The sequence below is a fragment of the Streptomyces sp. NPDC085946 genome (genome assembly GCF_044540485.1).
In the GTDB taxonomy this organism is placed as follows: domain Bacteria; phylum Actinomycetota; class Actinomycetes; order Streptomycetales; family Streptomycetaceae; genus Streptomyces.
Genome location: NZ_JBITSF010000008.1, coordinates 140,580 through 166,909, shown reverse-complemented (window position 1 = coordinate 166,909; position 26,330 = coordinate 140,580). Strand labels below are relative to the sequence as shown.

Genomic DNA, 26,330 nt, shown 5'->3' with positions numbered 1-26,330 from the left:
GCTTCCGTGGCCGTCGTCCACAGGCTGGGGGCGCGTGGTGGCTGAAGCCGGCCGGCCCGGTCAGAATTTGGGCACGGGGGTACGGATCGGGCTTCGCCCGACGGGTGCGGCCGACGCGACCGATGAGCGGGAGGCAGCAGTGAGGACAGCGACACTGGGGCCGGCGCAGCGTGCCGAGGACCTCGCGGCGATGGCCGAGCGCGAGCTGGACATGCTGGTCGTGGGCGCAGGCGTGGTCGGCGCGGGCACCGCCCTCGACGCCGTCACCCGGGGCCTGTCCACGGGCCTGGTCGAGGCGCGGGACTGGGCGTCGGGCACCTCCAGCCGTTCCAGCAAACTGATCCACGGCGGGCTGCGCTACCTGGAGATGCTGGACTTCGCGCTCGTGCGGGAGGCGCTGAAGGAGCGCGGCCTGCTGCTGGAGCGGCTCGCCCCGCACCTGGTCAAGCCGGTGCCGTTCCTGTACCCGTTGCAGCACAGGGGCTGGGAGCGGCTGTACGCCGGGTCGGGCGTCGCGCTCTACGACGCCATGTCGACGGCCCGCGGGCACGGCCGGGGCCTGCCCGTGCACCGGCACCTGAGCCGCCGCCGCGCCCTGCGGGTGGCCCCGTGCCTGCGCAGGGACGCGCTGGTCGGAGCGTTGCAGTACTACGACGCGCAGATGGACGACGCCCGCTTCGTGACCACGCTCGTGCGCACGGCGGCGGCGTACGGGGCGAAGACCGCCAACCGCGCGCGGGTGACCGGCTTCCTGCGCGAGGGGGAGCGCGTGGTCGGCGCCCGGGTGCAGGACCTGGAGGGCGGCGGGGAGTACGAGGTCCACGCCAGGCAGGTCGTCAACGCGACCGGCGTCTGGACGGACGACACCCAGGCGATGGTGGGGCAGCGCGGCCGGTTCCACGTACGGGCCTCCAAGGGCATCCACCTGGTCGTGCCCAAGGACCGCATCCACTCCACGACCGGACTGATCCTGCGCACCGAGAAGTCCGTGCTGTTCGTCATCCCCTGGGGCCGGCACTGGATCGTCGGCACCACCGACACCGACTGGGACCTGGACAAGGCGCACCCGGCCGCCTCCAGCGCGGACATCGACTACCTGCTGGAGCACGTGAACTCGGTCCTCGCGGTGCCGCTGACCAGGGACGACGTCGAGGGCGTGTACGCGGGCCTGCGGCCGCTGCTGGCCGGCGAGTCCGACGCGACCAGCAAGCTGTCGCGCGAGCACACCGTGGCGCATCCGGTGCCCGGGCTCGTCGTGGTGGCGGGCGGCAAGTACACGACGTACCGGGTCATGGCCAAGGACGCGGTGGACGAGGCGGTGCACGGGCTGGACGTGCGCGTCGCCGACTGCGTCACCGAGGACGTCCCGCTGCTGGGCGCCGAGGGGTACCGGGCGCTGTGGAACGCGCGGGCGCGGACCGCCGCCCGGACCGGTCTGCACGTGGTGCGGGTGGAGCACCTGCTGAACCGGTACGGGTCGCTGGCCGAGGAGGTCCTGGAGCTCATAGCCGCGGACGCCTCGCTGGGGGAGCCCCTGCAGGCCGCCGACGACTATCTGCGCGCCGAGATCGTGTACGCCGCCTCCCACGAGGGGGCACGGCATCTGGACGACGTGCTGACCCGGCGCACCCGCATCTCCATCGAGACCTTCGACCGGGGTACGCGCAGCGCGCGCGAGGCCGCCGAACTGATGGCGCCGGTGCTCGGCTGGGACGCCGAGCGGATCGAACGCGAGGTGCAGCACTACGAGAAGCGGGTGGAGGCCGAGCGGGAGTCGCAGCGGCAGCCGGACGACCTGACGGCGGACGCGGCGCGGCTCGGGGCGCCGGACATCGTGCCGCTGTAGGGGTATTCGGGGTGGGCCGGGCCGGGCCGGCGGGACCGCGGGGATCGGCGGTCACGGGCGCGTGGGCGCGCGGAGGCCCGGAGGCCGGTGGGCGCAGTGAGCGCCGGGCCGCTCACGGACCGCCCCGGCCACGCCCCGACGTTCACTCGAACGAGTGTCGCGAACCGGGATCTTCGTTCGGAACCCGGCCGTTCTACGGGGTGCGAGGGCAGAACTCGGCGGCGAGCAGCGCGGGTTCGAGACCGGGATCTGCGATCGCGTCCGTGTTCACCCGGAAGGTGAGGACCCGTCGGCCGTCGGCCGTGGCCGCGGTGCGCACGTAGCTGCCGGGGATCCGTCCGTTGTGTCCCCACACCGTGGTGCCGCACGGCAGCTTCGAGGGGAACAGGCCCATGCCGTACGCGCCGTGTGCGGCACGGGTGTCGAGCATCTCGCGCAGCCGGCGCGGGGGCAGCAGTTCACCGCCGAGCAGGGCCGTGTAGAAGCGGTTCAGGTCGGCGAGGGTGGTCACCATCTCGCCCGCGGCCCCGGCCACCCGGGGGTCGAGAGCGGTGACGTCGGTTCCGCCGGCGGTGTAGGCGCGACCGTGCGGCAAGGGCAGAGAGGTGCGCGCACCGGGGAAGGAGGTGCCCGTCAGACCCAGTGGAGCGATGATGCGGCGCTCGGCCTCGGCGGCGTACGGCCGACCGGTCACCCGGTCGACGACCAGGCCGAGCAGGACGTAGTTGGTGTTCGAGTAGGAGAAGCGGCCGCGGTCGGCCGGGGGGTGGGTGAGTGCGATGCGCACGGCCTGACGGGGCGTCACGGGGACGGTGCCCCGGGTGTCCGCGGCGAAGTCGTACAGGCCGCTGGTGTGGGTGAGCAGGTGACGCAGGGTCAGCGCGCGGCCGTCGTTGCCCGCGCCCCGCACCAGGCCGGGCAGGTGCTCCTCCACGGTGTCGGACAGCGACAGCCGGTGCTCGGCGGCCAGTTGCAGCACGACCGTCGCGAGGAACGTCTTGGTGATGCTGCCGGCACGGAAGTGGTCGGACCGGGCGATACCCGCGCCGGTACGGGCATAGCGGATGTCGCCCCCCTCCCGGGCCAGGAGGGCGGCGGCGGGCGCGCCGCCCCGGCCGACCAGCAGCGCCAGGGCCGCGTCCGCGGGCGGGACCGACGGCGCCGACGAAGCCGCCGGGGTGAGGGCGAGGAACGCCAGGGACAGGGGCAGGACCATGAGTCCCCGAAACGGCGGCATCCGGCCTCCTCCCTTGTCCCGGCCATCATGCAGGGCGGCGGAACGGGCGGTTCACCCGGTGCCCGTCCGCGGGACCCCCGGGTGCGGCGAGTGCCCCCCTGGGCGTCGGGCACTTGTCGGGTGAGAGACAATGGAGGCTCTGTCAGGGCGGGTTGTATGAGGGGACGCATGTCGGAGGCGGAGCGGGCGGGGACATCCCGTCAGGAGACTCGTCAGGACAACCGTGAGCGTCTCCTCGCGGGGCGGTACCGGCTGGGCGACGTGCTGGGCCGGGGCGGCATGGGCACCGTGTGGCGCGCCCAGGACGAGACCCTGGGCCGGACGGTCGCCGTCAAGGAGCTGCGGTTCCCGTCGAACATCGACGAGGAGGAGAAGCGGCGGCTGATCACGCGGACGCTGCGCGAGGCCAAGGCGATCGCGCGGATCCGCAACAACAGCGCCGTGACGGTCTTCGACGTGGTCCAGGAGGACGACCGGCCCTGGATCGTGATGGAGCTCGTCGAGGGCAAGTCGCTCGCCGAGGTCATCCGGGAGGACGGCCTGCTGGAGCCGAGGCGCGCTGCGGAGGTCGGCCTCGCCGTCCTCGACGTGCTGCGGTCGGCGCACCGCGAGGGCATCCTGCACCGCGACGTGAAGCCGTCCAACGTGCTGATCGCCGAGGACGGCCGGGTCGTGCTCACCGACTTCGGCATCGCCCAGGTCGAGGGCGACCCGTCCATCACCTCGACCGGCATGCTCGTCGGCGCGCCCTCCTACATCTCCCCGGAGCGGGCCCGCGGGCACAAGCCGGGCCCGGCGGCCGACCTGTGGTCGCTCGGCGGTCTGCTGTACGCGGCGGTGGAGGGCGTACCGCCCTATGACAAGGGGTCGGCGATAGCGACGCTGACCGCGGTGATGACCGAGCCGCTGGAGGAGCCGAAGAACGCCGGACCGCTCAGGGACGTCATCTACGGCCTGCTGAACAAGGACCCCGCCCAGCGGCTCGACGACGCCGGTGCGCGGGCGATGCTCAACGCGGTCATCCACGCGCCGGAGCCCGGTCCCGGTCCGGGGGCGATGGACGAGACGAAGGTCGTGCCGCTGCCGGCGCAGCCGGACGGGCGGTCGGGCAAGGGCGGTCCGGCCGGTGCCGGGGAGGCGGCCGAGCGGCTGCGCGGGGCGCTGCGCTCGGTGCGCAAGGCGGCCGTCGGGTCGGCGGCGGCCGGGACCGCGGCCGGCGGCGCGTCCGCCGCGGGCCCGGGCACCGGCGGGGTGGCCGAGACCCGAGTGTCGGGGGCGCCCGCGCCGTCGGCGACGCCGTCGGCCTCCGGCGCCGCGTCGTCGGGCAACGTGTCGTCGAGTAACGCCTCGACGGGCAACGCGTCGTCGGGGGGCCGGAGTTCGGGGTGGCCCGTGATGCCGCCGCCGGATCTGCCGCAGCGGCCGGTGCCGAGGGCGCCGCTGACCGACGTCGTCCCGCGGCGGACGCTCGTCGTCATCGCGGTCGCCGTGGTCCTCGCCGTGATCGGCACGGTGCTCGCGCTCACCCTGGGCGGTGACGACGAGGGCTCGCAGGGCGCCGAGGGCGACGGGGGCAGGACCGTGTCCAGCGCGCCGGCCGACACGGACACCAAGCAGGACGAGAGCGGCGGCGCCACCCCCGACGGTTCGGCGTCGAAGTCCGCGGACTCCACGACGACGCCGGAGGGCACGCCCGGTGCGGCGAGCCCGTCCGGCGGCGCCGGTGCCGGACCGGACGCGTCCGCCGGGGACACAGGGGACGGGACGGCCGCGAAGAACACGTACAAGGGCGGCCAGGGCTACTCGATCGGACTGCCCGAGGGGTGGAAGTACCGGTCGTCGGACGCCGCGGGCGACCGCTTCACCGGCCCCGACGGCCAGAAGCTGCTCGTCGCCTGGACGTCCACGCCGAAGGGCGACCCGGTGGCGGACTGGAAGAACCAGGAGCGCGCCATGGTGCGCTCGCAGTACCGGAGGATACGCATAGAGGCGGTGGAGTACCGGGGCTGGAACACGGCCGACTGGGAGTTCACCTACGTGGACGGCGGGACCAAGTACCGGACCATCGACCGCGGGTTCGTCGTCGGCGACCGGCTCGGGTACGCGCTGATGTACACGGCGCGAGCGGCCGACTGGGACGGTGACCTGCGCAAGTCGACGTGGCGGACGCTGACGAAGACGTTCGAACCGAAGTCCTGAGCATGAGCGGTCCCCGGATTGGGGAGTGAGATCTGGCGTCCCCTCTCTGCGAGTTGCCTCCGGCACGTATCGTGAATGCCTGCGGACCGTATGCAGCCGGAACGGGACGCGGGGCGAACGGAATTGACCGACCGGGCTGCCGGGGGAGGCATCGTGGACGACTATGCGGGACGGGTACTCGCCGACCGCTACCGCCTGCCCCTGCCCCCGTCGGACGAGTACGAACTCACCGAGACCCGGGCCTTCGACACCTACAGCGGCCAGGAAGTCCTGGTCAGACAGGTGCCGTTGCCCGAGGTGGTCGAGGCGGAGGTGCTCGACGCGGAAGGGCTGCCCGACGGTTTCACGGCGCGGGACGGCGGCGCGCGGCGCGGCGGGCGCTCGGGAGGACGCGCGGGCGGGCGCGGCGCCGGCACGCGGCGGCCCACCGACCCGGTCGTCCGGCGGGCCGTCGAGGCCGCGCAGGCCGCGGCCGCGATCCCCGACCACCCGCGGCTGGACCAGGTCTTCGACGTGTTCGCCGAGGGCGGTTCGCTGTGGATCGTCAGTGAGCTGGTCGCCGCCCGGCCGCTGGCCGCGCTGCTCGCCGAGAAGCCGCTGACGCCGTACCGGGCGGCCGAGGTCGCCTCCGACGTCCTCATGGCCCTGCGGGTGCTGCACGCCCACGGCTGGGTGCACCGCAACATCACCGCGCGCACGGTGCTCGTCTGCGACGACGGCCGCGTGATGCTGACCGGCCTGGCGGTCGGGGCGGCGGAGGAGGCGCTGTGCGGGTACGACCCGGTGCCGGCGCCGGAGGACCCGGGGCAGCCCGGAGCGGCGATCGAGGCCGGTGACCCCGCCGGGCACGGCGGTCCTGGCGACCCCGGCGGTTCCGCGTACGGCGGTCCTGGCGGTTCGCGTGGTGGTGAGGGGTTCGGACGGCCGGGCGGAGCCGGCGGGTCGGCCGATCCCGAGGCGGCGCGGCGGGCCGCCATCGAGGCGCGTGCGACCCGGGGCCTGCCCGCGGCGGGCCCGGACACGGCCGGCGGAGCCCCGGCGGCACCGCCCCGCGGGGGCACGGACCCCGGCGACGACATCCGCGCGGCGCGCGCCGGGGCGATCGCCGCCTACCGCGCGGGGGCGCGGGCGGCGGCCCGGGTCCAGGAGGCCCAGCAGAGCGGGCGGGCGGCCCTGCCCGGCGCCCGGTCCGCCCCCGACGGCGGCCCGCACGACGACGGTCCCGGCCGGACCCCGTTCGTCCCCGGCCAGGGCACGGCGCCCGGTGCCGTCCCGCCGGGGCAGATCGCCGACCCGTACGGCGTGGGCGGTGCCGCCTGGCACGGCGCCGGACCCCGCAGAGGACCCGCCGGGCCGGACCGTACGGCGCTGCCGCCCGCCGGCGGGGGCGCGCCCGCGACGCCGCCCGGCGCCACGGGCCCCGCCGGAACGGCGTACGGCCTGCCGGGCCCCGGTCCGGCCGCCCCGCCCGGTGGACCGGCTCCGGGTTCCGGCGGGCCGGCCGCCGAGGGCGCGGTCCCCGCCCGCTGGGACGACCTCGTCGCCCACACCCCCGTCCGGCGCGGTCCGGCCACGGCCCTGGCGGCCGAGCGGGCGCGGCAGGCGCGGATGGCCGTGGTGGGGCCCGTCACCGAGCGGTGGGCCCCGGAGCAGGCCGGCCCCGTGCACGAGAACTGGCAGCTGGCCGCGCCGATCGGGCCCGCGACCGACCTGTGGGCGCTCGGCGCCCTGCTCTTCCGGGCCGTGCAGGGGCACGCGCCCTACCCGGAGGACTCGACGGCCGAGCTGGTGCAGATGGTGTGCGCGGAGCCGCCCGCGTACGCCGAGGAGTGCGGGCCGCTCCGGCCCGTCGTGGAGTCGCTGCTGCGCCAGGACCCCACCGAGCGGCCCGACTTCGAGGAGCTCCGCGGCTGGCTGCGCTCCCTGGTGCGGTCGGCGCCCGAGCCGGAGGCCGGGGTGCACGTCGTCCCGGCGCCGCCCGTCGACGCGACCCGGCTGCCGGTCGTGCGCCGCCGGGGCGAGCTGGTGCGCCGGCGGCGCGCCGGGCTGCCCGCGCACCACGGGCGGCACAAGCGGGCCCGGGAGGAGAACCGTTCGCCGCGCAGCCTGGGACGCACCCTGCTGGTGCTGGTGTTCCTCGCGATGGCCGCGGCGATCGCGTACGCCGTGCTCTTCATGCCGAAGGCCGGGGAGACCGGCGGGGCGGGTGCGGCGGACCGGACGGGCGCGGCCGGCGAGGCGAGCCGGGCGCCCGAGGCGGACGCCAGCAGCGAGCCCCGGACGGACCAGACCTCACCGCGGCCGCAGGACGGCGCGTCCGCCGGGGACGCGACCGGTTCGACCGAGACGCAGACCACCGGGCCGGAGGCCGCCGAGGGCTTCACGCTGCGCGAGGACCCGGCCGGGTTCCAGGTCGCCGTCGCCCAGGGCTGGGACCGCACCCCGCGCAACAGCCTGGGGCAAGTCGTCTACTCCAAGGGCGACTTCGAGCTGATCGTCGTGGCGGGCCGGGACAGCGCGGCGGAGTACGGCAGCGACCCGATGGCGTACCAGCGGGAACGGGAGCGGGAGTTGCAGCCGTACCGGGACTCCAGCTGGGCCACCTCCACCGGGCTGAAGACGATCGAGGTGGGCGGCCGGTCCATGGCCGAGGGGCAGTTCACCTGGACCGGCGACGACGGTGGAGAGCTGTACGTGCGCAACCTCGCGATGCTGGTGGACGGCGCGTACCACGTGGTCCAGGTGCGGGGGCCGGAGGCCGAACGGGACCAGGTGTCACGGCTGTTCGAGCAGGCCGCGGCGACCTACCGGGCGACGGGGTGAGCCGGGCGGGGTGACCCGTTCACCTCGTGGTTCCCTCCGGGCCCCGATCGCGACAACCGTCACAGTGCGGTCTCCTTGGCACCCCGCCGGTTCCCGGGACGCGCACGGGTCCTTACCCTGACCCTGTCAAGACCATTGCGGGGCAACGTGAATCAGATGCAGGGCCTGCTCGTGGCGGGCCGCTACCGGCTCGGCGACGCCATCGGCAGCGGCGGCATGGGCCGTGTGTGGCGTGCGCACGACGAGGTGCTGCACCGGGCCGTCGCGATCAAGGAGCTGACCGCCGCGCTCTACGTGTCCGAGAGCGAGCAGGCCGTCCTGCTGGCCCGCACCCGGGCCGAGGCGCGCGCGGCCGCGCGGATCAACCACTCGGCGGTCGTCACCGTCCACGACGTGCTCGAACACGACGGCCGGCCCTGGATCGTCATGGAGCTGGTCGAGGGCCGCTCGCTGGCGGACCAGGTCAGGGAGCAGGGCCGCGTGGCGCCGCGCGAGGCGGCACGGGTCGGCCTGTGGGTGCTGCGCGCCCTGCGCGCCGCGCACACCGCCGGTGTCCTGCACCGTGACGTCAAGCCCGGCAACGTCCTCCTCGGCCGCGACGGCCGCGTCCTGCTCACCGACTTCGGCATCGCGCAGATCGACGGCGACACCACCATCACGCGCACGGGAGAGGTCGTCGGCTCCGTCGACTACCTGGCCCCCGAGCGGGTCCGCGGCCAGGACCCCGGCCCCGCCTCCGACCTGTGGGCGCTCGGCGCGACGCTGTACACGGCGGTGGAGGGCAGGTCGCCGTTCCGCCGTACCACTCCGCTGGCCACCATGCAGGCGGTGGTCGAGGAGGAGGCCGGACGGCTGGAGCACGCGGGCCCGCTCGGCCCCGTCATCACCGCACTGCTGCGCAAGGATCCGGCCGCCCGGCCGGGCGCGGCCGAGGCGGAGCGGATGCTCGCCGGGGCGGCGGAGGGACGGCGGCCGGACGCGGCGGGGGCGTACGCGCCGACGACGCGGTACGGGAGCGACCACCACCGGGACGCTCCCGGGGGCCCCGCCCGTCCGGGGCCGGGCGCGGGCGCCGCGTACCCGGCGGCGTATGCGGCGGGCGCCTCCGCCAACGACGGGCCCGCTTCCGGCGGTTCGTTCTCCGGCAGTTCGTTCTCCAGTGGTTCGGTCCCCGGCGGTGCGGTCCCCGGCGGTGCGACGTCCGGCCGCCCGACGGCCGGTTCCACGGCGACCGGGCCCGGCGCTTCCCGGTTCACCGCGCCCACGGCGACGGGGCCCGGTGCGACGGGGCATCGCCCGGCGGGACCGTCGGCGACCGGTCCCACCGCCATCGGCCCCACGGCGATGGGACCGGCGGCGATGGGAACGGCGGCGGCGACGGCACCCGCGGCGATGGGCCCGGCCCACCCCGCGGCCGGTGGCGGGTCGGTGCGGCGCCGGCTGCGCACGCTCGCCCTCGTCGTCGTGCTCGCCGCGCTCGTCGGCGGGGGGACCGCCGTGGCGCTGCTGAAGTGGGACGAGGGGCGGCGCCAGGACAGTCACGTCGACGGGTCGTCCGCCCCGACGCCCACCCCCACGGCCTCGCGGAGCCGGGGCGGGGCCGTGCCGGACGGCTGGGTCCGGCACGACGACCCCGTGGGTTTCAGCCTCTCCCTGCCCAAGGGCTGGGAACGCCGGGTCCACGACATCCAGGACGACCTCCGGCAGATCGACTACACCCCCGACGGCGGCGAGCACTTCGTCCGCATCGCCGTCGACACCTCGCCGGACTTCGCCGACCCGTACGCCCACCAGCTCGACCTGGAGCAGCAGCTCCAGCGGCTCGTCGACTACCGGCGGGTGACACTGGAACGGACCGTCTACCGCGACCGCGACAGCGCCCGGTGGGAGTACACCTGGACCGCGCAGGCGAAGGACACCGCCTTCCCCGGTCCGCGCCGGGCCGTCGACGAGACGTACGTCGCCCGCGACGGCACCGAGTACGCGATCTACATGTCCTCGCCCGCGGCCGACTGGCCGACGGCCCGCGAGCAGTTCGCGTCCGTTCTGCGCAGCTGGCAGGAGAAGACGCCCTGACGGACGGCCCCCGGCCCGCGGGGGCACGGGCCTCCCGGCGGGCGGGCCGACGGTTTCGGCCACCCGCCCGCCGGCCGACCGGAGCCGATCCGTCCGGTGGGGCATGATGGCCGCATGGGGACCGAGGGGGACAGCGTCCGTGTGGTGGCGGGCCGTTACCGGCTGGAGGCGAGACTCGGGCGCGGCGGGATGGGCGTGGTGTGGCGGGCGACCGACCAGCTCCTCGGCCGCCGGGTGGCCGTCAAGGAACTCCCCGTCGACGAGACGCTCTCCGCGGCCGACGCCCGGCGGCAGCGGGACCGCACGCTGCGCGAGGCCCGTGCCGTCGCCCAGGTGCGCCATCCGCACATCATCGTCGTCCATGACGTCGTCGTGGACGAGGGGAACGGCGAACGACCGTACATCGTCATGGAGTTGGTCGACGGCGGTTCGCTCGCCGACCGGATCGCCGCCCGCGGTCCGGTGGACGCCGCCGAGGCCGCCCGCATCGGCATCGCGCTGCTCCGCGCGCTGCGCACCGCGCACGCGGCCGGTGTCCTGCACCGCGACCTCAAACCGGCGAACGTGCTGCTGGAGGAGGGGACCGGCCGGGTCGTCCTGACCGACTTCGGCATCGCCCAGGTGCCGGGCGCCACCACGCTCACAGAGACCGGCTCCTTCGTCGGGTCGCCCGAGTACACCGCGCCCGAGCGGATGTCGGGCGCCCGGACCGGCCCCGAGGCCGACCTGTGGTCGCTGGGCGCGCTGCTGTGCGCCGCGCTGAGCGGCGCGTCGCCCTTCCACCGCGACTCGCTGGGCGGGGTGCTGCACGCGGTGGTGTCCGACGAGATCCGGCCGCCGGCGCAGGCCGGTCCGCTGCTGCCCGTCGTACGGGGCCTGCTGGAGCGCGATCCGGACCGGCGGCTGGACGCGGACGCGGCGGAGCGGATGCTGCTGGCCTTCCGCGACACGGGCCGCACGCCGCCGGTGCCGCCGCCCGCGTACGCGCCGACGGGACGGGACGCGTCCCGCCGGTGGCCGGCCGCCCCGCGGGACGCCGACGGGCAGCGGCCCGCGGACGCCGTCCGGTCGCCGGCCGGAGCGGAGGCCGCGGGGCGGCCGGTGCGGGACGCGCCCGGCCCGCGGCAGGAGCTGTCCGTGTGGCGGTCGCCGGGAGGGCCGGACACCGCCGGGGCGCCCGCCCGGCCCTCCCCGCGCGGCGTGCTCGTGGCGGGGCTGCTGGTCGCGGCCATGGCGGGGGCGGGTGTCTCGGCCGCGGCGCTGCTCATGGACCGGGGCGGCGGCGACGGGGGCGGTACGCCGACGACGTCCGCGCCGAGGACGCCCCCGGCCGCGACGGCGACCGTGACCGTCCCGGCCCCCTCCGCTCCCGGTGGCCCGCTCCCCTCCGGGGCCGTCCCCACCGCGTCGGCGTCGAGCCGCCCGGACCCGGGCTCCCCGGTCCCGACCGTCACGGTCACCCGTACGCCGACGCCGCCCCGCACGCCGACCGCGACTCGTACACCGACCGCGACCCGTACGCCGACCGTGCGGCCCGGCAGCGGGACGGCGGGACCGGAGCCCGTGGTCCGCTCGCACCGAAACGGGAGATAAGCCCCGGAGCGCGTCACGGGTCTGTGACCGCGCCGCCGCCGAAGTGGATCCCCGAGCGGCCGGCGCGATATGGATGGAGCCATGAGCAGCGACGGGGGAGCCCGCCACGGGGCCGACGAGCCGACGAGTTTCGTTCTGCAACCGCCGAATCCGCAGTCGGCCGTACCGCGGTCGGCGGCACCGCATCCGGACAACCCCTACGCGGCACCGGACACCCCCCGCACGGCGTCGGACGCCCCCCACGCGGCACCGGACGGCAACCCGTACGCGACGCCCACCCAGGTCGTCCCGCCGCAGGGAACGGCCCGGACGCAGGACGCCGGGGACCCCGGTGCCGGGCGGCTCGTCGCCGGCCGGTACCGGCTGATCGCCAAGCTGGGGCACGGCGGCATGGGCACGGTGTGGCGCGCCCACGACGAGACGGTGGACCGCGAGGTCGCCGTGAAGGAGCCCCGCGTACCGGACCACCTTCCCGAGCGCGAACGCGCCAACGCCTTCGAGCGGATGCGGCGCGAGGCGCGCGCCGCGGCCCGGCTCGACCACCCCTCGGTGGTCGGCGTGCACGACGTCGCCGTCGTGGACGGCCGGCCGTGGATCGTCATGGAGCTGGTGCGGGGACGGTCGCTCGGCGACGTGCTCCAGGAGGGCACGCTCGGCGCGCGCGAGGCGGCCCGCGTCGGCCTGGAGGTGCTCGGAGCGCTGGAGGCGGCGCACGCGGCGGGCGTCCTGCACCGGGACGTGAAGCCGGACAACGTGCTGCTCGGCCGCCACGACCGGGTCGTCCTCACCGACTTCGGCATCGCCCGGATCGAGGGCGAGACGAACCTGACCGACACCGGTCACTTCGTCGGCTCGCCCGAGTACATCGCGCCGGAGCGCGTGCTGGGCCAGCGGCCCGGTCCGGCCAGCGACCTGTGGTCGCTCGGGGTGGTGCTGTACGCGGCGACGGAGGGCGTGTCGCCGTTCCGCCGCTCCCACACGCCCGCCACGCTCCAGGCCGTCCTCAACGCCACCCCCGCCCCGCCCGCGTCCGCCACGGGCCCGCTCGCCGAGGCCATCACCGGTCTGCTGCACAAGGACCCGGCGCGCCGCCCGGACGCCGCCCGGGTCCGCGCCCTGCTGGAGGCGGCCGCCGCCCCGCCCGTCCCGCAGCCCACCCAGGTCGTCCGGGCGCCCGACGGCGGCGGCGGACGCGTCCGGCCGGGCCGCGCGGCCTGGCTCGGCCTCGGCGCGGCGGTGGTCGCGGCGGCGGTGACGGCGTACCTGGTGATCGCCGACCCGTTCGCGGGGCCGCTGCCGGAGGGCTGGGAGAAGCACCGGGAGAAGGACGTCGCCGCCACGGTGGCGGTGCCCGACGGCTATGTGCGGAGCGTGCCCGACCGGAAGACGGACCAGGGGCACTGGGTCACGTACACCGACTGGAGCGGCAGCATCTGGATCGGCCTGCGGCTCGACAGGAAGGGCGAGGACACCACCGGTGCGATCGCCGACTCCGCCGCCGCCGAGATGTACGAGGACGACGCGCAGTTCAAGCGGAGCGGCGACTACGCCCTCGACATGCCCGACGGCCCGGACACCCGGACCCGCCCCGACGACGGGACCACGTACCGGGGCGAGAAGGCCGCCGAGAACACGGTCTCCTACACCACCGACGACACCCAGGACCCGCGCCCGCGCGAACTGCGGCTCTTCTACTACCGCACCCCCGGCGGGGACATGTACAAGCTCACCGTCAGCTACCCGGGCAAGGGCGACTTCACGGCACGCGGACGCGAGGTGGCGAGGACGGCCATCGCGAACCTGGACGTCGACCGGGGCTGAACACCCGCCGCACGGAGGAGAGTTGCCCCGTCCCGCGGCGACAGGGAGCGGGCACCCCGTTCCCCGACGGGCCAGGCCCGGAGGCGCACCGGACCCGGGACGGCCGCCCGGCCGCGCCCACGCGGTACACCCGCACCCGCGTCCAGGGGCACGAGGCCGTCCTCGCCGACACGACGTACGGAACGGCGTGCGGAACGGTGTACGGCACGGGGGGCGGCCCGCGGACCCGGGTCACGGAGCTGGTGGTCCGCACCGGCGACGGCCGCCTGTACGCGCTGCGCGTCGACATGCCCGCCGGTGCTCCGGACGAGCGCGCGGGTGCCGCGGTGTCCGAGGCCGCCCGGGACCGGCTCCGGATCGGCGCCGGCCGACGCGGACTCCGTTCCCCTCGTGCGGCGCCTCGTACAACGCCCTGATCAGGGCGTTCGTTGCCAGCGACCACTGGCGGGATGTGTGCCTTCGGTAAAGCCGTATTACCGACGGGTACCCAAAGGCCCGGCCGCGGCATACCCTGCGCGTCATGACGGACGCGCAGGCCCTGGACAAGACCGGCACGAACCCCCTCGCACCCGCTCCCGCGGGCGCCCGCACCGCCGCCGACGTGGTCACGCCCGAGCTGGTCGCCCAGCTCACCAAGGGCGTGGCCGGCTCCGGGCGCACCGCCAACCACACGCCGTTCACCGGCGAGAAGCTGGCCGACCTCCCCGAGTCGACGCCCGAGGACGTCGCCGGGGCGTTCGAGGCGGCCCGCGCCGCCCAGGCCGTGTGGGCGCGGGTGCCGGTCCGGCGGCGCGCCGCCGTCCTGCTGCGCTTCCACGACCTGCTGCTGGAGCGCCAGGCCGAGGTGCTCGACCTCGTCCAGCTGGAGACCGGCAAGGCCCGCCTGCACGCCCACGAGGAGGTGCAGGCCGTCGCGGTCGCCGCCCGCCACTACGGCCGCAAGGCGCCGTCGTACCTCGGGCCCAAGCGGCACGCCGGCGCCGTGCCGGCCCTCACCAGGGTCACCGAGCTGCGCCACCCCCGCGGGGTCGTCGGCCAGATAGCCCCCTGGAACTACCCGCTGGAACTGTCGGTGGGCGACGCGCTCCCGGCCTTCGCCGCGGGCAACGCCGTCGTGATGAAGCCCGACACGGAGACCTGCCTGACCGCCCTGTGGGCCCGTGACCTGCTGATCGAGGCGGGGCTGCCCGCCGACGTCTTCCAGGTGGTCATCGGCGACGGCCCGGTCGTCGGCCCCGAGGTGGTGCGGCACGCCGACTACGTCTCCTTCACCGGCTCCACCCGCACCGGCCGCGAGGTCGCCCAGGGCGCCGCCGCCCGCCTGGTCGGCGTCTCCCTCGAACTCGGCGGCAAGAACGCCATGCTGGTGCTGGAGGACGCCGACGTGGAGAAGGCCGCCGCGGGCGCCGTCCGCGCCTGCTTCTCCTCCGCCGGGCAGCTGTGCATCTCCATCGAGCGGCTCTTCGTCCACGCGTCGGTCGCGGACGCCTTCCTGGAGCGCTTCGCCGCCCGCACCAGGGCCATGCGGCTCGGCAACTCCCTCGCGTACGGCGCCGACATGGGCTCCCTCGTCGGCGAACGCCAGCTGGAGACCGTCCGCCGGCACGTGGCGGAGGCCGTCGACCGGGGCGCGCGGGTCGTCGCCGGCGGCACCGCCCGCCCGGACATCGGCCCGTACTTCTACGAGCCGACCATCCTCGACGGCGTCGAGCCGTCCATGGCCGTCTGCTCGGAGGAGACCTTCGGCCCGGTCGTCTCGGTGTACCGCTTCACCAGTGAGGACGAGGCGGTCGCGCGCGCCAACGCCACGCCGTACGGGCTGAACGCGTCGGTCTGGACGAAGGACGCCCGCCGCGGCCGCCGGGTCGCCGCCCGGCTGCGCACCGGCACCGTGAACGTCAACGAGGGCTACGCGCCCGCCTACGGCAGCGTCCAGTCGCCCATGGGCGGCATGAAGGACTCCGGTCTCGGCCGCCGCCACGGCTCCGAGGGCATCCTCAAGTACACGGAGGCCCAGACCGTCGCCCACCAGCGGCTGCTGCCGATGGCCCCGTCGCTGGGCATGGACGACGAGCAGTACGCGGCGTTCATGACCCGCAGCCTGCGCCTGATGAAGGCGTTCCGCTTCCGCTAACCGCACCCGTTCTCGACGAGGAGAGCACGTGTCGCAGGAGAAGTCCGTCCAGCCCGGGGACGGGGACGGCCACGACGAGAGCCACGAGGACGGGTACGACTACGACGTGGTCGTGGTCGGCTCCGGCTTCGGCGGCTCGGTCTCGGCGCTCCGCCTGACCGAGAAGGGCTACCGCGTCGGCGTCCTGGAAGCGGGCCGCCGCTTCACGCGCGAGACGCTCCCCAGGAACTCCTGGGACCTGAAGAACTACCTGTGGGCGCCCAGGCTCGGCATGTACGGCATCCAGCGCATCCACCTGCTGGGCAACGTCATGGTCCTGGCGGGCGCCGGCGTCGGCGGCGGCTCCCTCAACTACGCCAACACCCTCTACGTCCCGCCGAAGCCGTTCTTCGAGGACCCGCAGTGGCGGGACATCACGGACTGGCAGGAGGAGCTGAAGCCGTACTACGACCAGGCGCGGCGCATGCTCGGCGTGCGGCTCAACCCGACGATGACCCCCTCCGACGTGCACCTGAAGGCGGCGGCGGAGCGGATGGGCTGCGGGGACACCTTCCACCTGGCGCCGGTCGGCGTGTTCTTCGGCGACGGCAAGGACGCCGACGGGTCGGTGACGGCGAAGCCGGGCCAGGAGGTGCCCGACCCGTACTTCGGCGGGGCGGGCCCGTCCCGGCGGGCCTGCGCCGAGTGCGGCGAGTGCATGACCGGCTGCCGGCACGGCGCGAAGAACACCCTCAACGAGAACTACCTGCACCTCGCCGAGAAGGCGGGCGCGGTCGTCCACCCCATGACGACGGTCGTGTCGGTCACGGAGGACTCCCGGGGCGGCTACGCGGTCGCCACCCTGCCCACCGACGACCGGCGCAAGGGCCGGGGCCGCACCTTCCGGGCCCGCCGGGTCGTCCTGGCCGCCGGCACCTACGGCACCCAGACCCTGCTGCACCGCATGAAGGCGGGCGGGCAGCTGCCGCGCCTGTCGGACCGGCTGGGCGAGCTGACCCGCACCAACTCCGAGGCGCTGGTGGGCGCCCAGACCGACGACCGCCGCTACCGCAAGGCCACCGGCGCGCCGAAGGCGGACTTCACGCGGGGCGTGGCCATCACGTCCTCCATCCACCCCGACGAGTACACCCACATCGAGCCGGTCCGCTACGGCCGGGGCTCCAACTCGATGGGCAGCCTGTCCATCCTCCAGGTGCCGTACGCCGGCAACCGCTCGGGCGCCTCCCGCGTCCTCGGCTTCCTGGCCCACGCGGCGAGGCACCCCGTGCTGGTGGTGCGTTCGCTGTCCAACCGCCGCTGGTCGGAGCGGACCATCATCGGCCTGGTGATGCAGTCGCTGGACAACTCCCTGACGACCTATCTGAAGCCGTCGGGGGTGGGCCGCGGCCTGCTGACGGCACGGCAGGGCCACGGCGCCCCCAACCCCAAGCAGATCAAGGCCGCGACCGAGGGCGCCTGCGCGCTGGCCGCCGAGATCAACGGCTTCGCGGGCTCCAACGTCGGCGAGCTGTCGGGCATGCCGCTCACGGCCCACTTCCTCGGCGGCTGCCCCATCGGCGCCTCCCGCGAGACCGGCGTGATCGACCCATACCACCGGCTGTACGGCCACCCCGGCATCTCGGTCGTCGACGGCGCCGCGGTCTCGGCGAACCTGGGCGTGAACCCGTCCCTGACGATCACCGCCCAGGCCGAGCGGGCGATGTCGTACTGGCCCAACAAGGGCGAGGCCGACCCGCGCCCGGCGCAGGGCACGGCCTACGAGCGCCTCCGGCCGGTCGAGCCGAAGTCCCCGGCGGTCCCGGCGGACGCCTTCGGCGCGCTGCGGCTGCCGTTCCTCGGGATGCCGGCGGTGCCGCCGAAGCGGTAACCGCCGGCCGCGGGCACGAAGAAAGGGACCTGTGCCCCCCTCCGAGCTCAGGTCCCTCTCTTGGCTTGTGCGCCCCGGGTGTTACGCGTCCGCCCCGGCGTTGCGGCGGCGGACGGCGAACACCGCACCGGCACCGGCGACGACGGCGACACCGCCGACGAGGCCGATCACCGGCAGGGCGGAGTTGGAGCCGGTCTCGGCGAGGTTGCCGGTCGGCAGCGCGGAGACGTCACCCTGCGGCTTCTTCACCGAGCCCTTGTCCCCGTCGCTCGGCTGGGCGTCGCCCGGCTTCGGGTTCGAGGAGCCGGCCGGCAGGACCTGGAAGTCGTACCGGGACCAGCCCTCGGCGATGCAGTCCTGGCCGTTGACGTTGTCCAGGTAGGCGCCGGAGCCGAAGGAGTAGGCGTCGCCGGCCGGGGCCTTGGCGTCGATGCTGACGCGCAGGTCGACCGTCTCGCTCTTCTCGGCCTTCAGCTCCTCCGCGTAGAAGAAGTAGTCACCGGCGTAGCCGGACTCGTCCCGGATGTCCTCCCAGGCGCCGGTGCCCGGGTTCTTGAACTCCAGGTCGACGTACGGGCTGAGGTACTTGGACTCCTCGAGCTCGTAGTTCTCCACCTCGGCGTAGAACGCGACGCCCTCGACGTCGGTGCCCGACTCGTTGGTGACGACCAGCTGGAAGCCGTGGTAGCCGCTGCCCGCGACGATCTTGCCGGGCAGGCCCTTGATGTCCGCGGACACCTTGGCGTCGGCGAACTCCTCGTCGACCTCCTCGCAGAACGGCACCTCGGGGTCGGTCGGCTCCTCGCTCGGCTCGGCCGAGTCGGTGGGCTCCGGCTCGCTGGTCGGGCTCTGCGACGGCGTGCCGGACGGCGAGGAGCTCGTCGGCGTGTCGGTCGGCAGGCCGGTCGCGGTCGGCGTGGCGGTGGAGGTGGCCGTGTCGGTCGGCGTCGCCGAGGCGGTCTCGGTGGCCGTCTCGCTCGGTGTGGAGGTGACCGTCTCCGTCGGGGTCCCCGACGGCGTCTCCGTCGACTCCGTCGCGAACGCGGCGGGCGCGGACAGCAGCGCGATCGGGGCTATGACCGCGGTCGCGGCCGCAGCTGCCATGGCACGGCGAAGCTTCATGAAGACCTCAGGAAGTCCGGAGTACTGCGGCGGTCGCAGTACCAGGTGTGGGAAGGCCGCCGCTTCTGGGGTGCGGGAGTGGCCCCTGGTTCTGCATGTTTGATCCGCGACGGCCGCGAAGGGTTGTCCCCGCGATTACATAATTCTTATGTGGCCTGCGTCACGCCCTTCGTTCGCCGCCGGTCACTTCTCAGGGTCCGCGTCGTTCGGAAGCAGCTCTCCCACTTCGATTCCGCACGCTTGCTCGATCTTGGTGATCGACGCCTTGCGAGCGGTGTCATCGGCCGCGGTGCCGTCATCCGCCCGCAGTGAAGCCGCGTAGGCCCGTAGGGACGGCGCGCCCTCGTCCGTCATTCCTGCCAGGTCCGTCAGCACGTCGGCGAGCTCGTCCGGGGTGTACCGACTCGCTTCGGGCACCGCGAGCGGCGACGCGACAGAACAAAACGTGTCCGCAGGCGGCTCGTCGGCGCCCGTCACTTTCTCGTACCGCGCGATCGCGTCGAGGTCGAAGTGCTGTGCCGCCTTGGCCTCGGGAGGAGTGCTCTGCAGGAGGCTCCTGAGGTCGACGGCCGTTTTTCCGGCAGTCCGGAAGGCCAGTGGTTCCTCGACTCCTGGGACCAGCCGCCGCTCCAGTGCCGAGCGGTAGGCGTCGACGGTGACGGTCTTCCCCTCGAACTCTCCTTGACCGATCCGGCCCTGGTCGTAGGGCAGGATGCCCCCTGATCCGAGCGGCGCCCAGACGGAGTCGGGGTAGCGAGCGAACGTGATCACGTAGTCGTGGCCCACTTCGAGCCGCGGGGCAGTCCGAGGCACCACGGGAAGCCGCGTGTCCTGCTTGGCCTCCCAGCCGTCGGCCGTGATCGAGACGGCGTCGGGCAGAGTCGGCGCGCCGGACCGGGTCCACACGCGCTCCTTGACGCGCAGGTCGACTGCTCGCGACAGATATCCCTCGCCCGCTTCGGCCTCCTCCTCGCTGACGCCGGACTCCTCGCGCTCGGCCGCCACCCGGACGACGGCGACGTGATCGCCGTAGGACACCCAGTCGGTTGCCGTGAAGGAGGGCAGTGCTTCTTTCTCATCGGAGACCACGGCGTCCTGGCGGCGGGCGTCGCTGCGTCGGTCCTCTTCCGCGAGCACGGGGACGAGTGCGATGGAGCCGGCCACTGCCGTGCCCACCACGGCACCGATGATTTTCATGCGCGTGGTCAAGGCCATGAGACACCCCCTGTTTCGGTACAGCACCTGGTGCTTCGGTCGATCTCGCGTCACTGTGACGTGGCAGGGAACCGGAACGTTCATGGGACGCCTGAGCCGTGGCACGAAGTTTCGTGCCACGGCTCGCAGCATCCCGGGCAGGCCCGGGCCGGGTGTCGTATTACTCCGTGTCGCCCGTGTCGTTGGGCAGCAGGTCTCCCACGTCAATGTTGCACGCGCGCTCGACCCGGGTCGCCGTGCTCCTGCGGACCGCGAGGCTGGTCCAGGCGCTGGTGTCCCCGCCCGAGCGGAGCTCGGCCGCGTAGGCGCGCAGCATGGTGCCCAGACCGGCCTCGTCCGTCATGCCGGCGAGGTCCGTGAGGATGTCGCCGAGCTCGTCCGGTGTGTACGTGCTGCCCGCCGTGGTCGCGAGCGGTGCCGCCACCCGGCAGAAGGTGTCGGCGGCCGCTGCGGCCGCCGCCGCGGACTTGGCCACGATGCGGGCCCGGGCGACCGCGTTGAGGTGGAAGTTCTGCGCCGCGGTGGCGTCGGGGGTCGCGCCTGCCAATATGGTCCGGACGCCGGCCGCGTCCTTGCCTGCGGCCCGGTAGGCGAGGGGCTCCTCGTCGCCGGAGATCAGTCGAGCCTGCATTGCCGAGCGGTAGGCCGTGGCGGTGACCGTCGTGCCCTGGAACTCGCCCTGTCCGACCTGGCTGTCGTCGTACGGAAGGATGCCGCTGGTCCCCAACGGCGACCACTCGCCGTCGGAGAAGTGGGCGAGCGCGACGACGTAGTCGTGCCCGACCTCCAGCCGCGGAGCCTCGTGCGACCCTACGCGGGTCTTGGTGTCCCCCTTGAACGACCAGCCGTCCGCGATGACGGACAGGTTGTCCGGCAGGGCCGGCGTGCCGGCCCGCGACCACACGCGATCCTTGACCTGGAGTGTGACCGTCCGCGAGAGGTAACCCTCGCCGGCCGCGAGCTCCTCACTGTCCGCGGCGATCTCGTTCTCGGCCGCCACGTGAACGACGGCGACCTGATCGCCGTACGACACCCAGTCGGTCGCGGTTATGGAGGGTATGGCGTCCTTCGAGTCGGCGAGGATGACGTCCGTGCGCTGGCCCGCCCGGTTGTCCTGTGTGGTGTCGGAGAGCGGGACGAGCGCGGCTGCGGCCGCCAGAGCGGCACCCAGGACGGCACCCGCAATTTTCGTTCTTGTGGTCAGTGCCACGAAATTCCCCCTGATCAGGCCTCAGTAAGTCGCGTTGATGTTCTCTTTGTTGTTCGCGCCGAGGCCGTAGACGTCGTTGTAGGACATGCAGCCGAGGCGGTCGTCGTAGAGGCCTTTGGCGGGGCTGGCTTCAGGGCCGTGGGTCAGTCCGACCGCATGCCCGGTTTCGTGACAAGCGTCTGACTTGTTGATGGGGCCGATACCGTCGTTGTTCTTGTTGAAGGCGATGTGGTGCTGGTCGCACTTCCGTGAGGAAACGGCGTCGTCACACCAGGCGATTCCTATCTTGCCCCTCGCCAGGGTCTTCGCTTTGTAAATGATGTCCGTCTCGGAACCGCCCGCGTACACACCCCGGGACTCGATCTTCACGGCGAGGTCGGTCGGACCGTAGTAGTCCTTGACCGCTCGGGAGATGGCACTCTTCTCGGCCGAGGTCAGGCTGCCTTCCCGGTAGACCGTCAGGGTCTTGTTGTCCGTCTGGCAGAAGGTGTCGCCCTGACCGCCGTCCCGGCAGGTCGGGCTGTAATTGTTGGTCGGGTACATGTTGTCGGTGTACGCCGCCTGCACGACGGCGGTGCCCGCAACCAATGCGGTCCCCGCGACGCCTACGACGAAAGCAGTCCTCCGTTTGATCGCCACTCGCAATTACCCCCTCTGTCCACCCCTGTGGAATTCGTCGGGGCTTCCGATGAACTTGGGGCGGATGTGACGATCTAAGTCGTTGAACCGAAGATCAGGAGGGGGCTGGCGGCGATTTGGCCAGAAGTGATCAAGAAGAGGCTAGATGTGGACGCCTTGTGAAGGCGCTGATAAATCAGTGTCTTCCTCGAGGTCTTTGGTGTATTGGGCCTCAACGCGCGGGCGCGCGAAGGGCCCCGCGGGGCGGAGGCCGCGGGGCCCTTCGTTCGTCGGCACCGACGTCGGGACGGCGTCGGTGCCCGCCGGCGGCGCCGGGAGGTCGCGCCGCCGGTCCCGGCCTCGGACGGCCGGGTCGTACGGATGGGCACGGGGGACGGGGAGCCGCCGCGCGGGGTGCCGGGTGGTCACGGCGCCGGCGGCCGTGCGATCCGGTCCTGTGCGCTTCGGCGGTTCCGCCGGCCGGCCCCGGGCGTCCCCGGAGCCGGCCGTTCTCTGGGGTGACCGGGCTGCTGTCCCCTGCCGCCCGGTCACTTCCCTGGAGCGAGGTCCCACGACGCACGGCACGATCCGTACGCCTCATCGCTCCAGCGAGCCACGCGTGGTTCCTTCGGGCCCGCCCCTGGCTGGCACGGACACCGGGACCAACGAGGCGCCGCCGGACGCGGTCACGCGCCGTACGGGTGAGAAGAAGGCGTACGTCTGTGCGGGGGGCGGCGGCTCAGATCTTGCCGCGGCACAGCTCCAGCAGGGTCATGGCGAGGGTCGTGCCCGGCCTGCCCAGGGCCTCCCGGTAGTGGGCCAGGACCTCCATCTCGCGGGAGAGGTTCACGCGGCGGCCGCCGGACGAGATCCGGGCCTCCTGGATGACGGCGGAGACGGCCGCGCGCTCCTGGATCAGGCCGATGATCCGGTCGTCGAGCGCGTCGATGCGCTCCCGGGCGCCGGCGATCACGTCGGCGGCCTGCGGGGTGCGCGCGCCGGTCTTCTCCGCTGCGGTGGCGGTCATGTCGGGTCTCCTCGGTGGACGGTGCCCCGGGGCGACAGGACCCGGAAACGGCAGGCGCCCCGGGCCTTGTCGGCCCGGGGCGCCTGGGAAGTCGCTTGTCAGTTGCTCAAGCAGCACGACCATGGCAGCCGGCGGGCCGGGTGCCATAGGTAAAGACGGAGGTCTGGTGCGTGAGCATGCGGCCAGTATGCCGCGCCGTCCGGTGCCGTCCAAAGCGGTTCGCATGGTGAGACGCACCCGCGGGGGCCGCTTTGGCGGCCCCGGCACCGGCGGCGCGACGCCACCGGTGCCCACCTCGGTAGAATCGGTGGGCACAAGGACCCCCGCCCCACCGCCGGAAGGCACCCCGTGTCATCAGCGACTCCCGCTGCCGCCGCCCCCGACACCGTCCTGGTCGTCGACTTCGGCGCGCAGTACGCCCAGCTCATCGCCCGTCGCGTCCGCGAGGCGCGGGTCTACAGCGAGATCGTGCCGAGCACCACGCCGGTCGAGGAGATGCTCGCCAAGAACCCCGCGGCGATCATCCTCTCCGGTGGCCCCTCCTCGGTGTACGAGGAGGGCGCCCCCACCGTCGACCGCGCCCTGTTCGAGGCCGGCGTCCCCGTCTTCGGCATGTGCTACGGCTTCCAGCTCATGGCCCAGAGCCTGGGCGGCACGGTGGACAACACCGGAGCCCGCGAGTACGGCCGCACGGACCTGCACGTCTCCAAGGTGTCCTCCACCCTCTTCGAGGGCACCCCGGCCGAGCAGGCCGTGTGGATGTCGCACGGCGACGCCTGCTCCGCCGCCCCCGACGGCTTCGCCGTCACGGCCTCCACGGACGTCGTCCCGGTCGCCGCGTTCGAGAACGACACCAAGAAGCTGTACGGCGTCCAGTACCACCCCGAGGTGATGCACTCCACCTACGGGCAGCAGGTGCTGGAGCACTTCCTGTACCGGGGTGCGGGCCTGTCCCCCTCCTGGACCACCGGGAACGTGATCGAGGAGCAGGTCGCCGCGATCCGCGAGCAGGTCGGCGACAAGCGCGCCATCTGCGGCCTGTCCGGCGGCGTGGACTCCGCGGTCGCCGCCGCGCTCGTGGCCAAGGCCATCGGCGACCAGCTGACCTGCGTCTACGTCGACCACGGCCTCATGCGCAAGGGCGAGAGCGAGCAGGTCGAGAAGGACTTCGTGGCGTCGACCGGCGTCAAGCTGAAGGTCGTCGACGCCGAGGAGCGGTTCCTCAAGGCGCTCGCCGGGGTCACCGACCCCGAGGAGAAGCGGAAGATCATCGGCCGCGAGTTCATCCGGGTCTTCGAGCAGGCCCAGGCCGAGATCGTCGCGGACGAGGGCCCGGCGGTGGAGTTCCTCGTCCAGGGCACGCTCTACCCGGACGTGGTCGAGTCCGGCGGCGGCACCGGCACCGCCAACATCAAGTCCCACCACAACGTGGGCGGCCTGCCCGAGGACCTCGAGTTCAAGCTGATCGAGCCGCTGCGCAAGCTGTTCAAGGACGAGGTCCGGATGGTCGGCCAGGAGCTCGGCCTGCCGCAGGAGATCGTCCAGCGCCAGCCGTTCCCCGGCCCGGGCCTCGGCATCCGGATCGTCGGCGAGGTCACCAAGGAGCGCCTGGACCTGCTGCGCGAGGCCGACGCCATCGCCCGCGAGGAGCTGACGGCGGCCGGCCTCGACCAGGACATCTGGCAGTGCCCGGTGGTCCTGCTCGCGGACGTCCGCAGCGTCGGCGTCCAGGGCGACGGCCGCACCTACGGCCACCCGATCGTCCTGCGCCCGGTCTCGTCCGAGGACGCCATGACGGCCGACTGGTCGCGCCTGCCGTACGACGTCCTCGCCCGGATCTCCACCCGGATCACCAACGAGGTCAAGGACGTCAACCGGGTCGTGCTGGACGTGACGTCCAAGCCGCCGGGCACCATCGAGTGGGAGTAGTCCCCCCGGTCAGGTCCGTCTGAGCGTGCGCACCGGCGCTCCGGGCTTCCAGACCTGGACGACGAGATAGGTGTCGTCCTCGACCGAGGTCCGCACGACCTCCGTCAGTTCGGTGCGGAAGAGGTGGAACGGCTCCGGCGGTTCCACCTCTTTCACGTACGCGGCCTTCGCCGCCGTGTCCTCCACCTCGATCGCCCGGCCGCTGATCCGTACGTCGCCGCCGCCCATGCCGGTGCCCTCGCCGGGGTTCGCCTGGAGCGCGAAACGGGGGTCGCGGCGCAGGTCGAGGGCCTTGAGCGAGTCCGGCATCATGCCGAGCCACAGCTCCCCGTCCACGAAGCGGACCTCCAGGCCGGTGGTGCGGGGGGAGCCGTCCCTGCGCAGGGTGGCGAGGACGTGGTGGGTGAACGCGCCGAAGCGCTCCTCGACGGTCTTCGCCAGATCTGGTTCGGCGGTCGTGAAAGCCGCCCAGTTCACTGTCATGCCGAGAGTCTGGCGGCGATACCCGACATCTGATGTCGGCTATTCGGGTGGGTCACCCTCCGTTCGGCCCCGGCCGGGCGTGTCGCTCCCGCGCCCGCTCGCCCCGCACCGGCGTGCGGCCCGCCGCGGTCGGGGTGTCGTACCGGACGAGCGCCGTGAGCGGGCCGCCCCTCGCGCCCCGTCTTTACCGAACAGATCTGTCCTCCACGGCGGACCGGCGGTAACTTCCGCCCCGTACCGCACCCAGCGCTGGAGGACCTATGCACGGGCCCACCCCGCCCTCGCCGCTGCCCACCGACCGGCTGCAGTTCGCGATGCCGCCGATGCACGAGTCGGTCGAGGACGAGCGCCGGCACCGCAAGGAGCGGCTCGCGGGCGCGCTGCGCATCTTCGGACGGCTCGGCTTCGAGGACGGGGTCTCCGGGCACATCACCGCGCGCGACCCCGAGTACACCGACTGCTTCTGGGTCAACCCGTTCGGCATCCCGTTCCGGCACGTCACCGTGAGCGACCTGGTGCTGGCCAACGCCGACGGGCAGGTGGTCGACGGCCGCTACCACGTGAACCAGGCCGCCTTCACCGTCCACTCCCAGGTGCACGCCGCCCGCCCGGACGTCGTCGCCGTCGCCCACTGCCACTCGGTGCACGGGCGCGCCCTGTCCGCGCTCGGCGAGCTGCTCGACCCGATCACCCAGGAGAGCTGCGCCTTCTACGAGGACCACACGCTGTACGACTCCTACACCGGCGTCGCCGTCGACGCCGAGGAGGGGCGGCGCGTCGCGGCCGCGCTCGGCTCCCGCAAGGCGCTGGTGCTGCGCAACCACGGGCTGCTGACGGTCGGCGACTCGGTGGACGCGGCGGCCTGGTGGTTCGTGTCGATGGAGCGGTCCTGCCAGGTGCAGCTGACGGCGAAGGCGGCGGGGCGGCCGGTCCTGATCGACCACCGGCCGGCGGTGGCCACGCGGGAGCAGCTGGGCGGGGACCTGATGGCGTGGATCAACTACCAGCCGATGTGGCGGGACGTCAGCCGCAGCGAGCCGGACCTGCTCGACTGAGGGAGCGGCCCGGCGCGGTCCGGAGCGCGCCGCCGTCGAGGACCCCGGTCCCGTCACGCCGGATGATCCGGGCCA

The 26,330-nt window shown here is 73.8% G+C and carries 16 protein-coding genes and 1 pseudogene; 10 read left to right on the top strand and 7 right to left on the bottom strand.

Annotated features, from left to right (window positions below; all coding sequences use genetic code 11):
• Nucleotides 1–139: 139 nt before the first annotated feature.
• Nucleotides 140–1,846: a glycerol-3-phosphate dehydrogenase/oxidase gene (locus tag ACIF8T_RS18130; protein ID WP_400036121.1), complete on the top strand. Its 1,707-nt coding sequence runs from the start codon at nt 140–142 to the stop codon at nt 1,844–1,846.
• Nucleotides 1,847–2,039: 193 nt separating this feature from the next.
• Here ACIF8T_RS18130 and ACIF8T_RS18125 read toward each other — a convergent pair whose 3' ends face one another.
• Nucleotides 2,040–3,083 (bottom strand): serine hydrolase domain-containing protein, encoded by a 1,044-nt coding sequence (locus ACIF8T_RS18125; RefSeq protein WP_400036119.1) that lies wholly within the window; start codon nt 3,081–3,083, stop codon nt 2,040–2,042.
• A gap of 168 nt (nt 3,084–3,251) precedes the next feature.
• Here ACIF8T_RS18125 and ACIF8T_RS18120 point away from each other — a divergent pair, with 168 nt between their 5' ends.
• From ACIF8T_RS18120 to ACIF8T_RS18090, 7 genes and pseudogenes are all read left to right on the top strand, one after another.
• Nucleotides 3,252–5,282, top strand: coding sequence for a serine/threonine-protein kinase (locus tag ACIF8T_RS18120; protein WP_400036117.1), 2,031 nt, complete (start codon nt 3,252–3,254; stop codon nt 5,280–5,282).
• Nucleotides 5,283–5,435: 153 nt separating this feature from the next.
• On the top strand, nt 5,436–8,105 hold the full coding sequence (locus ACIF8T_RS18115) for a protein kinase (protein WP_400036115.1): 2,670 nt from the start codon (nt 5,436–5,438) through the stop codon (nt 8,103–8,105).
• Nucleotides 8,106–8,261: 156 nt separating this feature from the next.
• Complete coding sequence (locus tag ACIF8T_RS18110; protein ID WP_400036113.1) at nt 8,262–10,181, top strand: serine/threonine-protein kinase; 1,920 nt, start codon at nt 8,262–8,264, stop codon at nt 10,179–10,181.
• Between the two features lie 114 nt (nt 10,182–10,295).
• Nucleotides 10,296–11,642: pseudogene (locus tag ACIF8T_RS18105) on the top strand (protein kinase); the annotation flags it as partial.
• A 213-nt stretch (nt 11,643–11,855) separates the two neighbouring features.
• Nucleotides 11,856–13,595, top strand: coding sequence for a protein kinase (locus tag ACIF8T_RS18100; protein ID WP_400036111.1), 1,740 nt, complete (start codon nt 11,856–11,858; stop codon nt 13,593–13,595).
• A 520-nt stretch (nt 13,596–14,115) separates the two neighbouring features.
• Nucleotides 14,116–15,729, top strand: a complete 1,614-nt coding sequence (locus ACIF8T_RS18095) for a succinic semialdehyde dehydrogenase (protein WP_400036109.1) — start codon at nt 14,116–14,118, stop codon at nt 15,727–15,729.
• 28 nt (nt 15,730–15,757) lie between these two features.
• Nucleotides 15,758–17,596 carry a GMC family oxidoreductase N-terminal domain-containing protein gene (locus tag ACIF8T_RS18090; protein WP_400036107.1) on the top strand — a complete coding sequence of 613 codons (1,839 nt, stop codon included), beginning with the start codon at nt 15,758–15,760 and terminating at the stop codon, nt 17,594–17,596.
• A gap of 81 nt (nt 17,597–17,677) precedes the next feature.
• On the opposite strand, the gene ACIF8T_RS18085 is transcribed toward ACIF8T_RS18090, so the two are convergent.
• The 5 genes from ACIF8T_RS18085 to ACIF8T_RS18065 all read right to left on the bottom strand — a co-directional run bounded on the left by ACIF8T_RS18085 (nt 17,678) and on the right by ACIF8T_RS18065 (nt 22,911).
• Nucleotides 17,678–18,700 carry an LAETG motif-containing sortase-dependent surface protein gene (locus ACIF8T_RS18085; RefSeq protein WP_400036105.1) on the bottom strand — a complete coding sequence of 341 codons (1,023 nt, stop codon included), beginning with the start codon at nt 18,698–18,700 and terminating at the stop codon, nt 17,678–17,680.
• 201 nt (nt 18,701–18,901) lie between these two features.
• Nucleotides 18,902–19,933, bottom strand: coding sequence for a hypothetical protein (locus tag ACIF8T_RS18080; RefSeq protein WP_400036104.1), 1,032 nt, complete (start codon nt 19,931–19,933; stop codon nt 18,902–18,904).
• 160 nt (nt 19,934–20,093) lie between these two features.
• Nucleotides 20,094–21,143, bottom strand: a complete 1,050-nt coding sequence (locus tag ACIF8T_RS18075; protein ID WP_400036102.1) for a hypothetical protein — start codon at nt 21,141–21,143, stop codon at nt 20,094–20,096.
• Between the two features lie 21 nt (nt 21,144–21,164).
• Nucleotides 21,165–21,782 carry a hypothetical protein gene (locus ACIF8T_RS18070; protein ID WP_400036100.1) on the bottom strand — a complete coding sequence of 206 codons (618 nt, stop codon included), beginning with the start codon at nt 21,780–21,782 and terminating at the stop codon, nt 21,165–21,167.
• A gap of 718 nt (nt 21,783–22,500) precedes the next feature.
• Nucleotides 22,501–22,911 carry a chorismate mutase gene (locus ACIF8T_RS18065; RefSeq protein ID WP_400036098.1) on the bottom strand — a complete coding sequence of 137 codons (411 nt, stop codon included), beginning with the start codon at nt 22,909–22,911 and terminating at the stop codon, nt 22,501–22,503.
• A gap of 225 nt (nt 22,912–23,136) precedes the next feature.
• On the opposite strand from ACIF8T_RS18065, the gene guaA reads away from it, so the two are divergent.
• Complete coding sequence (guaA, locus tag ACIF8T_RS18060; RefSeq protein ID WP_400036096.1) at nt 23,137–24,717, top strand: glutamine-hydrolyzing GMP synthase; 1,581 nt, start codon at nt 23,137–23,139, stop codon at nt 24,715–24,717.
• Between the two features lie 9 nt (nt 24,718–24,726).
• Here guaA and ACIF8T_RS18055 read toward each other — a convergent pair whose 3' ends face one another.
• Nucleotides 24,727–25,200, bottom strand: a complete 474-nt coding sequence (locus ACIF8T_RS18055) for a pyridoxamine 5'-phosphate oxidase family protein (protein ID WP_400036094.1) — start codon at nt 25,198–25,200, stop codon at nt 24,727–24,729.
• Between the two features lie 260 nt (nt 25,201–25,460).
• On the opposite strand from ACIF8T_RS18055, the gene ACIF8T_RS18050 reads away from it, so the two are divergent.
• The gene (locus ACIF8T_RS18050) at nt 25,461–26,255 is read left to right on the top strand and encodes a class II aldolase/adducin family protein (protein WP_400036092.1); all 795 of its coding nucleotides are present in this window, start codon (nt 25,461–25,463) and stop codon (nt 26,253–26,255) included.
• Nucleotides 26,256–26,330: the final 75 nt, after the last annotated feature.

Excerpts from the sequence above, each read along its gene's own strand:
- ACIF8T_RS18080 (WP_400036104.1), bottom strand. The coding sequence starts at position 19,933 with ATGGCCTTGACCACGCGCATGAAAATCATCGGTGCCGTGGTGGGCACG.
- ACIF8T_RS18120 (WP_400036117.1), top strand. The coding sequence starts at position 3,252 with ATGTCGGAGGCGGAGCGGGCGGGGACATCCCGTCAGGAGACTCGTCAG.
- ACIF8T_RS18100 (WP_400036111.1), top strand. The coding sequence starts at position 11,856 with ATGAGCAGCGACGGGGGAGCCCGCCACGGGGCCGACGAGCCGACGAGT.
- ACIF8T_RS18055 (WP_400036094.1), bottom strand. The coding sequence starts at position 25,200 with ATGACAGTGAACTGGGCGGCTTTCACGACCGCCGAACCAGATCTGGCG.
- ACIF8T_RS18085 (WP_400036105.1), bottom strand. The coding sequence starts at position 18,700 with ATGGCAGCTGCGGCCGCGACCGCGGTCATAGCCCCGATCGCGCTGCTG.
- ACIF8T_RS18110 (WP_400036113.1), top strand. The coding sequence starts at position 8,262 with ATGCAGGGCCTGCTCGTGGCGGGCCGCTACCGGCTCGGCGACGCCATC.
- ACIF8T_RS18065 (WP_400036098.1), bottom strand. The coding sequence starts at position 22,911 with ATGGTCGTGCTGCTTGAGCAACTGACAAGCGACTTCCCAGGCGCCCCG.
- ACIF8T_RS18125 (WP_400036119.1), bottom strand. The coding sequence starts at position 3,083 with ATGCCGCCGTTTCGGGGACTCATGGTCCTGCCCCTGTCCCTGGCGTTC.
- ACIF8T_RS18050 (WP_400036092.1), top strand. The coding sequence starts at position 25,461 with ATGCACGGGCCCACCCCGCCCTCGCCGCTGCCCACCGACCGGCTGCAG.
- ACIF8T_RS18095 (WP_400036109.1), top strand. The coding sequence starts at position 14,116 with ATGACGGACGCGCAGGCCCTGGACAAGACCGGCACGAACCCCCTCGCA.